Annotated in this window: 8 protein-coding genes and 2 pseudogenes; 7 read left to right on the forward strand and 3 right to left on the reverse strand. The window is 42.9% G+C overall.

Going from position 1 to position 9,425, the window contains the following annotated elements; all coding sequences use genetic code 11:
- Positions 1 to 125 precede the first annotated feature (125 nt).
- Genes ACO1D1_RS24060 through ACO1D1_RS24070 form a run of 3 tightly spaced genes read right to left on the reverse strand, consistent with a single transcriptional unit; the run spans position 126 to position 2,231 of the window.
- Entirely contained in the window at positions 126 to 473 is a 348-nt protein-coding gene (locus ACO1D1_RS24060) for a VOC family protein (protein WP_149868131.1), read from the reverse strand.
- Between the two features lie 15 nt (positions 474 to 488).
- A complete protein-coding gene (locus tag ACO1D1_RS24065; RefSeq protein WP_423337414.1) occupies positions 489 to 1,514 on the reverse strand; it encodes an S-adenosylmethionine:tRNA ribosyltransferase-isomerase in 1,026 nt (341 codons plus the stop codon).
- A gap of 3 nt (positions 1,515 to 1,517) precedes the next feature.
- A complete protein-coding gene (locus ACO1D1_RS24070) occupies positions 1,518 to 2,231 on the reverse strand; it encodes an SDR family NAD(P)-dependent oxidoreductase (RefSeq protein WP_423337415.1) in 714 nt (237 codons plus the stop codon).
- A gap of 401 nt (positions 2,232 to 2,632) precedes the next feature.
- Between ACO1D1_RS24070 and ACO1D1_RS24075 the strand changes: the two genes are divergently transcribed.
- The 7 genes and pseudogenes from ACO1D1_RS24075 to ACO1D1_RS24105 form a co-directional block, all read left to right on the forward strand.
- The gene (locus ACO1D1_RS24075; RefSeq protein ID WP_423337416.1) at positions 2,633 to 3,607 is read left to right on the forward strand and encodes a LacI family DNA-binding transcriptional regulator; all 975 of its coding nucleotides are present in this window, start codon (positions 2,633 to 2,635) and stop codon (positions 3,605 to 3,607) included.
- 25 nt (positions 3,608 to 3,632) lie between these two features.
- Complete coding sequence (gene rbsK, locus ACO1D1_RS24080; RefSeq protein WP_423337417.1) at positions 3,633 to 4,532, forward strand: ribokinase; 900 nt, start codon at positions 3,633 to 3,635, stop codon at positions 4,530 to 4,532.
- A 55-nt stretch (positions 4,533 to 4,587) separates the two neighbouring features.
- Positions 4,588 to 5,508, forward strand: a complete 921-nt coding sequence (gene rihC / locus ACO1D1_RS24085) for a ribonucleoside hydrolase RihC (protein WP_423337418.1) — start codon at positions 4,588 to 4,590, stop codon at positions 5,506 to 5,508.
- A 140-nt stretch (positions 5,509 to 5,648) separates the two neighbouring features.
- Positions 5,649 to 7,061 (forward strand): annotated as a pseudogene (dcuC, locus tag ACO1D1_RS24090) (C4-dicarboxylate transporter DcuC).
- A 144-nt stretch (positions 7,062 to 7,205) separates the two neighbouring features.
- Positions 7,206 to 7,649, forward strand: coding sequence for a YbaK family protein (locus ACO1D1_RS24095; protein WP_149868138.1), 444 nt, complete (start codon positions 7,206 to 7,208; stop codon positions 7,647 to 7,649).
- Positions 7,650 to 7,720: 71 nt separating this feature from the next.
- The gene (gene cwlD, locus ACO1D1_RS24100; protein ID WP_423337419.1) at positions 7,721 to 8,452 is read left to right on the forward strand and encodes an N-acetylmuramoyl-L-alanine amidase CwlD; all 732 of its coding nucleotides are present in this window, start codon (positions 7,721 to 7,723) and stop codon (positions 8,450 to 8,452) included.
- Between the two features lie 180 nt (positions 8,453 to 8,632).
- Positions 8,633 to 9,310, forward strand: a pseudogene (locus ACO1D1_RS24105) (P-loop NTPase); the annotation flags it as partial.
- Between the last annotated feature and the right edge of the window lie 115 nt (positions 9,311 to 9,425).

The following is a 9,425-nucleotide window of genomic DNA, read 5'->3' on the forward strand; positions in this document are numbered from 1 at the left end:
TTTTAAAGACAAAACGGTAAAAGAAAGCTAGAGAATTGTCTTTAATAAAGACTATTAAGGACAAAAGCCAGCAAGAAAACAAGAGTAATGTCCTCAATTAATAGTAAGGTGCAAAATAGCGGTTACTATTGTGGATTTACTTGCAAAAACTCTATAATTTCCTGATCGGGTCCTTCATAAAAAACGATCTGCCAGCCATTTTCTAGTGAGTAGGGTCCTTCTATTTTACGGATGTCAGCAAACCGGTTCATCACTTCACCCATATCATTCACTTCAAAACAAATATGAGTCGTTTGAGAGGGTTCCTGCTGCCCGGATATCAACTCCAGCCTGAAGGCACCTAAAGCTAGAAACACAATCTCTTCTCCCATAAAAGAAAAGCGGCATTCTTCCACAAGTCCGAGGTATCTTTTATAGAAGGCAATGGACTGCTCCAAATTGTTCACTTCTAAGGCATAATGATGGAACCGCATAACAAGTGCTCCTCATCACATAATCAGATTCATATCGCCAAACTCATGCCATAAATAACAGGCGTCAACCGCTTGACCATACGCCTGAAATAGATGCTGTTCTGAAACAAAGGCGGACAGCATATCTAAATGGCTGGCCTTCGGTTCATGGAGACCGGTAATGATACCATCCGCTAGTTTCAATGGATAATGTTGATCGATATAAAGATTGGTCGTCCCTGACAGCGCCCCGCTCACGGCTGCGGTCTCAAGTGCCCTGACCACAGTTGTACCAACCGCAATTACCTTTTTTCCGGCTGCTTTCGTCTGGAGAATCTTTTTCATTGTATGTTCATAAATTTGATACTCTTCCTCGTTCTCTTCTGGTGTCTGGTGCCATTGATCATCAAGCAAATAGCTTAATCCCGTATGCAATTGAATAAAATCTAGTTGAATATTTTTGCGTCTCAGTTTAAAAAGCAGCTCCCAGCTGAAAGCCCTGCCGGCAGAAGGCATCTCCACGGAACCGGGATGGCAGGCATAAACCGTTTGATAATAATCCAAGTCCCATGGCTGTTCAATATATTCATATCGCACCGGTTCACCGAGTGCATAGATGATATTAAACAGTTCCGTCCCTGCCTTAGTAAACTGAATGAGCTTAAGAGGGGAATTCTGTTTTTCTCCGATCACAGTGGCCGATAATTCAGAAGAAAAGCGTAATCTGTCACCTATATGAACAGGGTTCGCTACGATGAGCGCTTCCCAGGTATCCTCACTTCGACGCCTCGCCAGACGGACTTCCACATCTGATGCTTGTTGGTCCCGCTGCCATTCTGCATGTAAAACCGCGGGGATGGTTCTGCTATTATTCAAAATAACTAAATCCCCGGGCTCGAGATAGTCTGCTAAGTGGAAGAACTGGTCATGCTTGATTTCTCCTGTCCACTTGTCAAGCACCATCATCCGGACATGATCCCTTCGAACGCCCCGTTTTTCAGGGGGGAGGGAAGCATTTAATTCATCAGGGAGATAAAAATCCATCACTTTACTCGCCGCCATTTCTTATACCTCCTCTGACTGGGCGGCAAACCGCTGGCCATTTATTTCTGCAGCCTTTTCCGATGCCAGATATAAAAAGACACCAACGACATCCTCCGGCTTAGCCAATGGGTAATCGCAATCAGGAACAGCCAATTGATGCATCTCTGTGTCCATTTCTCCCGGATCGACCATATTGACCCGTACCTTCGTCTCACTCAATTCATCTGCCCACGTTTGGGTGAGTCCCTCTACTGCAAATTTTGAAATCCCATATGCGCCCCACCCGGCATATCCTGTATGACCGGCTTCAGATGTTACATTAATAATCGAGCCTTGATTCCGTTCAAGCATACCGGGAATGACTCTTCTCGTCACAAGAAACGGTGAAACAGCATTTACCCGGAGCACCTCGGCAAAATCCTCTTCGGGATAATCGAGCAGCAGCGGCATGGGGCTGGGACCCAATATTGAGGCATTATTAATCAAAACATCAATATAGCCGTATGCCTCCTCCGCCATCGCAACAAATCGTTCCACATCCCTGGACTTGGATATATCAGCGGTAACCGTCAGCACTTCCACACCAAAACCTAAAGCTGCTTCCTTCACTTTTTTTAACCCTTCTTCCGACCTGGCACATAACGCCAATCTCGCTCCTTCCTTTGCAAAGGCCAATGCTAGCGCTCTGCCCAATCCTTTCGAAGCTCCAGTAATCATCACTACTTTATTTTTCATTCCCAATCTCCCCTTCATTACTTGATGTCTTAAGCATACCGATTTCTTCCAAACCCTCCCTCAGAAAAAAGAGTGAACTTTTTCTACAACTTTTGGCTGATAAAATGCAAAGAGCCAATCATTTCCTTATTGACAGAATAAAAATAAGGAGGTACACTATGTGTGTAACCGGTTACCTACTTGAATACATTTCAAAAAGGTAACTTCCTGTAACAACCGCAACCTTCATAAAATTGCGTCTTAATATAACCGATGTGTAACCGGTTACCTAAACGGACACATGAACATGTCAAAGGTATACGTGCCAACAGTAGTAAGCTGCATTTCAGTTTATTGACTCCTAATGAGAATAAAGGTAAGCTGTGTGTAACCGGTTACTGATATAAAATGGAGTGAATAAAGTGAATTCAATAAAAGATGTAGCTCATCATGCGGGAGTATCTGTTGCTACTGTGTCTAGGGTATTAAACGCAAAAGGGTACGTGAGTGAGGAAACAAGGAAAAAGGTGGAACAATCGATTCGTGAGTTAAATTACAAGCCGAATGAAGTGGCACGCAGTTTATTTAAGAAACAGTCTAAAACAATCGGTTTAATCGTTCCAGATATAACGAACCCATACTTTCCTGAGCTGGCAAGGGCGGTCGAGGATACGGCTTCAAAGCTTGGATATACCGTCATCCTGTGTAATTCCGATGGGAAGGTTGAGAAGGAACAGCATTATTTAGATGTATTAATGCAAAAATATGTGGATGGAATTATTGTATCGTCTAATACTTTAAGCGAGGATCAGGTGAATGCGCTTCAAATACCTGTCGTGAGCCTAGACCGTGAAATCAGTAAGGATATTCCAACCATTGTAGTAGAAAATAGTAAGGGAGCACGGCTCGCTACTCAATATTTAAGAAATAAGGGCCGCAGCAGAATTGCTCACATAAGAGGTCCTCTCGCAATCGTCAATGCCAATGAGCGTTGTGAAGGTTATAAACAGATTGTTAGTAACGAACCATGGTTCAGCGAAAGCTACATTGTAAACGGGAACTTTGATATGGAATCCGCCATTGAAGCGACAATGAAGCTCATCCAGTTGCACCCGGAAATCGATGGCATTTTTGCAGCTAATGATACGATGGCAATTGGTGCAATCAAAGCTGTTCACAAGCTCGGTAAAAAGACGCCGGAGGATATTGCAATTATTGGTTTCGATGGTATTAGTTTATCAAAAGCAACAACACCGGAACTTACAACAATCGTGCAGCCTATTTACGAAATGGGTGAAAAAGCCGCACAGATGTTAATTGGATTTGTTGAGGAAAAACCAGTCGAGAATACATTTTATCGATTAGATGTTCAACTAGTAGAAAGAGAATCATCATGATTTTAGCACAGGGAGGTAAATGGGTATGAACCTCAAACCAAAAATAACGGTTGTGGGGAGCATTAATATGGATCTAGTAACGATCACAAATCAGCTCCCCAAAATGGGAGAAACACTCATGGGTAGTCAGTTTAAAATGAATCCAGGCGGAAAAGGAGCAAACCAAGCAGTTGCCGCAGCCAGACTCGGAGCGGATGTCCGCATGATTGGCCGCGTTGGTAATGACAGCTTTGGTCAAACACTGAAACAACACCTCCACGATGAGGGGGTCAATGTAAGCGGTGTGGAACCGGTTACAGGTCATACTGGAACAGCGACAATTGTTGTTTCAGGCGGCGATAATTGTATTATGGTCGTCCCTGGCGCGAATGAACGGGTTACTGCATCATTTGTGGAATCTAAGCGGGAGGTCATAGCCGATAGCGATGTGCTTATTTTACAGCTGGAAATCCCTTTAGAGGGGGTTCAAAAGGCAGTTGAAATTGCAAGTGAACATGACGTTACGGTTATTTTAAACCCGGCACCCATCCGCGAACTCCCAGCCGAGCTTATTAAAAACATAAATTATCTCACGCCGAATGAACATGAATACATGCTTTTACAAAAAGGGCTGACCGAAACCGAGCTGAAAGAAAAGGTCATCCTAACAAAAGGCAGTGAAGGCGTAGCCTTTTATCAGGAAGACAAAGAGGTCTCCATTCCAGCTTACCAGGTAAACGTTGTCGATACGACAGGGGCAGGTGATTCCTTTAATGGGGGATTTGCGGTTGCACTTGGTTCAGGCCTTTCAGTCTCAGAAGCCTCCCGATTTGGGAATGCAGTTGCCGCCCTGTCCACCACCAAGCTTGGTGCCCAGACAGGCATGCCTAGAAAAGAAGAAGTAGAAGTGTTTAGGAAACAATTCGAAGGAAATGAACCAATATAAAAATGCTATTGATTTTATTTACGGGAAAAATAATGAAACTTGGAGGGAACGAACAATGACAAAAAGACCTATTATTATTGATACAGATCCTGGAATTGATGATGCAGTTGCCATTGCCGCGGCACTATTTAGTGAAGAATTAGATCTTCGCTTAATTACAACCGTAGCCGGCAACGTCAGCCTTGAAAAAGTAACCAATAATGCCTTGCGCCTGCTTACATTTTTCAACAAAAATGTCCCTGTTGCGATGGGAGCCGATCGACCGCTGATTAAAGAGCCAATTGACGCTAGTGATATACATGGGGAAAGCGGAATGGGCGGATATGAATTTGAAGAGCCGTCCTATGACCTTCTTTTAAAAGAAAATGCTGTAACTGCTATGTATAACGTAATTATGTCTAGTGACGAGCCAGTAACCCTTGTTCCGATTGCGCCATTAACCAATATTGCGCTGCTGTTAAAAACATATCCAGAAGTGAAGAAAAATATTGCCGAAATCGTTATGATGGGCGGTTCCACAGCTCGCGGCAATGCAGGAGTAATGGCTGAGTTCAACGTGTATGCCGATCCTGAAGCAGCAAAAATCGTCTTCCAAAGCGGAGTACCGATGGTCATGGTTGGATTGGACTGTGGGTTGAAGGCGCTTGTATATCCTGAGGGCAGCCAACAATTGAAAGTGATGAACAAGACAGGGGACATGATTTACCATTTGTTTAGTAAATATCGCGGCGGCAGCATGAAAACAGGGCTTAAGATGTACGATAGCTGTGCCATTGCCTATTTATTAAAGCCGGAAATGTTTGAAGTGGCCGAAACATTTGTGGATGTTGAGATTAATGGTTCTTTGACCTCTGGCTGTACTGTAGTCGATTTAAAAGGTTACCTAGGAAAACCAAGCAATGCAAAGGTTTGTACCGATATTAATCCAGAGATGTTCAAAGAGTGGTTTATGGAGAGCTTATCGCATTGTATTTAAAGATATTCTAAACAGGGAACATGGAGAACTGCCCTTGGGTGTTTCGGGATAAAATAAGATCCCGCAGCACCTAAGGGATTTGAAGATAAAAAAAATTTCAATTACAAAAGGGGAAGACTATCATGGGAGCCAACCTTGTAATGTATGCATCTGCCGCAATAGCGGTAGCAGTCGTTATTTATATGTTAATTAAAAAAATGGATATTAAAATTTCCCTTTTCTTAATGGGGATTCTGCTCATTTTGCTTAGTCTGGCGATGGGCAAAGAAATAGCAGTGAAGGATTTTGTCTCAACAGGATCATTCTTGCTCGATCCGCTTCAAGTAATTGTCCAGCAATTTAAAGAGACTTTTGGTGCAGCTGGATTTGTCATCCTTATACTGGGCGGTTATACAGCATATATGTCGGCCAATGGTGCAAACGATGTCACGGTAAATGTGTTAACCAAGCCGATTTCAAAGTTTAAGTCTGTCTATGTCTTAGTGCCGGTTGTATTTTTACTAGGAAATTTACTATCCCTTGTTATTCCTAGTGCGTCAAACTTAGCCATTATTTTACTAGCGACATTATTTCCAGTATTAAAACGAGCGGGGATGTCTTCATTGACAGCTGCTGCAATTATCGCAACCTCTGCAACGATCATTCCAACCCCATTGGGAAGTGATAATGTTGCAATTGCTCAGGAATTGGCCAAGCACAATTTATTCGCAAATTTAACGGTCACAGATTATGTTTTTAAATACCATGCACTTGTCTCTATTCCTACGTTGATTTTTATCGCACTTGTTCATTTCTTTTGGCAAAGAAGAATGGATAAAAAGGCAGCGGCTAAATCCGGAGCGGAAACAGAGGCAAGCATTAAAGTAGAGCAGGCCGCGGTTATTAACGGCGGCAGATTATATAAAACGGTGTATGCGTTACTGCCGATTTTCCCTATTGTGCTTCTCCTAGCTGCGTATGGAATTCAGCTAACTGCTGGGACGGCTATCAATATAAGCGTTGAAGTTGCGACGATTGTCTCCTTTATCCTTGCTATCATCTGTGAGTTAATCAGAACCAAAGGAAATAAGAAAGTGTTAGCGGACACCGAAACCTTTTTTAAAGGCATGGGCGGGGCGATGTCGATAGTCGCCTTGTTAGTAGCTGCATCTGTTTTTGTAACCGGTTAAAAATCAATTGGATTAATTGATGCGCTTCAACAATCGATGCAAAATACCCAAGGAAAAGGGGTAGATTTCATTTTACCGCTGATATTAGTTGCTGTAACAGCACTGATCACATTATTAAGCGGCAGCGGCCTGGCACTGTTCTTCGCAATGGTTCCTTTAGTTGTTCCATTAGCAGAAGCGGCTGGAATCAACCCTATTGCTATTTCCGTTCCAATGGGATTAGCAGGCAACTTATTTAGAGCGGTATCACCTGTAGCAGCAGTGGTATTAATTGTTGCGGGAACGGTGAAAGTAGAGCCGATTGAAATCGTGAAAAGGACGTCAGTCCCTATGATTGCAGGCGCGGTATTTATGTTTATTTTATCGATGATCATTTTCTTGTAAGTATTCATCTAAGTGGCTCCCGGCAGAAAGTGGCTGGGGGCCATTTCTTTTGCATCATTCCTGCGGGCATAAAAAATTGGAAAAAGCCTCTTTGCATTTCTTCTGAAGCCGGGATAAAGACTAGTTCTAAGAGGTGAAAATGAAGTGACTGTGATTACAACCTTTAAAGAAAAAAGACGGGAAAAACAAATAAAATACGAGCGCTCCGTACTAAAGGAGTTATCGATCAATACACTGAAAGAAAGAGTACGCCATTACTTTGGATCGACAAAAATTGCCTCAAGCTTTGCGATGAACACAGGAATCGAAGAAGCCTGTTATGATGTGGCACTGGAAGCCTTTCTGTTAGGAGCGAAATTCAGTAAGTTTGGCTATTATGGCGAGGATATGGAAGCAGTACGCTTACGCTGCTTTCGCGAAGAAAAACACCTCATCGATACGCTCTATAACTTTTTACTCTATTGGGGAAATGGAGAAGAAGGCACGATGAGCGAATCGCTTTATTATTTATGTGAGCAATATATTCATGTTTGGTGGCGGGAGGGCTACGAAAAAGGCCAAAGACGCCACAAACTCCGCCTTCACTGACACCCATTCTAAAGTTCTAAATGTCCTTCCTGTCCCATATATTTAATTTGAACATGGACAGGCGGGAAGGAATGATTCGGGTGTTAAATCGCAAATGGAAAATCATCAGCTTTATTGCGGGATTAGTTGTTTTATTTTTTATATTACAACATGATTTTTCCGAAAATAATTCATGGAAATCGTGGAATCTCCCATTATCAGGGAAAATCATCCTATTAGATGCAGGTCATGGCGGCCCGGATGGCGGTGCCGGCACCGGTGATACCCTTGAAAAGGATATCGCTTTGGAGATCACGAAGAAGGTCAGGGATTATCTTCAGGAACAAGGGGCGCTTGTCATTATGACAAGGGAAAAGGATGAAGATTTAGCAGACGAAGGAACAAAAGGATATAGCCGAAGAAAAGTGGCAGACTTGAAAAAGAGATTAAAGATAATCAATACATCCGACCATGACCTCTTTGTCAGCATTCATTTAAATGCGATTCCATCTGCAAGATGGAGTGGCGCCCAAACGTTCTATGCCCCACACCATAAGGAGAATGCCAGGGCAGCGAAGTTTATTCAGGATGAACTGCGCAGGAACTTGGAGAACACAACAAGGAAAGCGAAGCCGATCAACCAAGTCTATATTTTAAAACATGCTAAAAAGCCGGGCATACTGGTGGAAGTGGGCTTTCTTTCTAATCCTGGTGAAAAGGCATTATTAAAGAAAGATGACTATCAGGAAAAAGTGGCAGCATCCATTAACATGGGAATCTTGCGCTATTTTACGAATGAAAAGGAACTAAAAGAAACAGATTAAGGGGGGTGGAAACACCCTCCATTTTTATGTATAAGGGCATTGAGAAATGTCCGCCTCCAGCGCCCGCTAACCAGAGCGCTTGCGCTTTTCTCTATAATAGTGTGATTCAGTTAACTGTTTCGCCAATAGGTTATGGTATACTGAGAGATGGAAACGAATTCAATAGGTGAGGTGTTTATTATGTTAACAGATGTGAGAATCCGTGAGGTTCTTGGCGGCCTCAAAGAACCATTTTTACATAAAACATTAGCAGAACTAAATGCTATTGAGGAAATTAAAATTAAAGAGGAAAAAAACCATGTCAGTGTGAAGGTGCAGATCGCCAGAACCGGTACAAGTGAACAGCTGCAGCTGCAAACGCAAATCGTTAACCTTTTAAAAGAAGCCGGAGCGGCAACAGTCGGTATTCGTTTTAGCGAGCTTCCAGAAGAAGTATTAGCTGCTAACCGCCAGGCAGAGCCTGAAAAAGAGAAAAATCTTCTTAATTCAACAGATACGACTTTTATTGCGATTGCCAGTGGAAAAGGCGGGGTAGGGAAATCAACCGTTTCTGTGAACCTTGCTGTCGCACTGGCCCGCCTAGGGAAAAAGGTCGGCTTGATTGATGCGGATATTTACGGTTTCAGCGTACCTGATATGATGGGTATTACCAAACGGCCTGTTGTACGCGGTGAAAAGATTATCCCTGTTGAACGTTTTGGTGTACAAGTTATTTCGATGGGGTTCTTTGTGGAAGACAATGCCCCAATTATTTGGCGCGGACCAATGCTTGGAAAAATGTTAAACAGTTTCTTCAATGAGGTGGAGTGGGGAGAAATTGATTATTTACTATTAGATTTACCGCCGGGAACAGGAGACTGAGCGGCGCACGAAAAACGCGAAAGCGTTTCACGATAAATGCGAAAACGCCTATCTAGGTTGTTGGGTTTGGTTAAATACCGCTTTTTCAATACCGAACCAAAGGAAGAATAAA

The organism is Neobacillus sp. 19 (assembly GCF_049463095.1).
Lineage (GTDB): Bacteria > Bacillota > Bacilli > Bacillales > Cytobacillaceae > Neobacillus.

Coding starts and splice junctions, on each gene's coding strand:
- ACO1D1_RS24060 (WP_149868131.1), bottom strand. CDS start 473: ATGCGGTTCCATCATTATGCCTTAGAAGTGAACAATTTGGAGCAGTCC.
- ACO1D1_RS24065 (WP_423337414.1), bottom strand. CDS start 1,514: ATGGCGGCGAGTAAAGTGATGGATTTTTATCTCCCTGATGAATTAAAT.
- ACO1D1_RS24070 (WP_423337415.1), bottom strand. CDS start 2,231: ATGAAAAATAAAGTAGTGATGATTACTGGAGCTTCGAAAGGATTGGGC.
- rbsK (WP_423337417.1), top strand. CDS start 3,633: ATGAACCTCAAACCAAAAATAACGGTTGTGGGGAGCATTAATATGGAT.
- rihC (WP_423337418.1), top strand. CDS start 4,588: ATGACAAAAAGACCTATTATTATTGATACAGATCCTGGAATTGATGAT.
- cwlD (WP_423337419.1), top strand. CDS start 7,721: ATGATTCGGGTGTTAAATCGCAAATGGAAAATCATCAGCTTTATTGCG.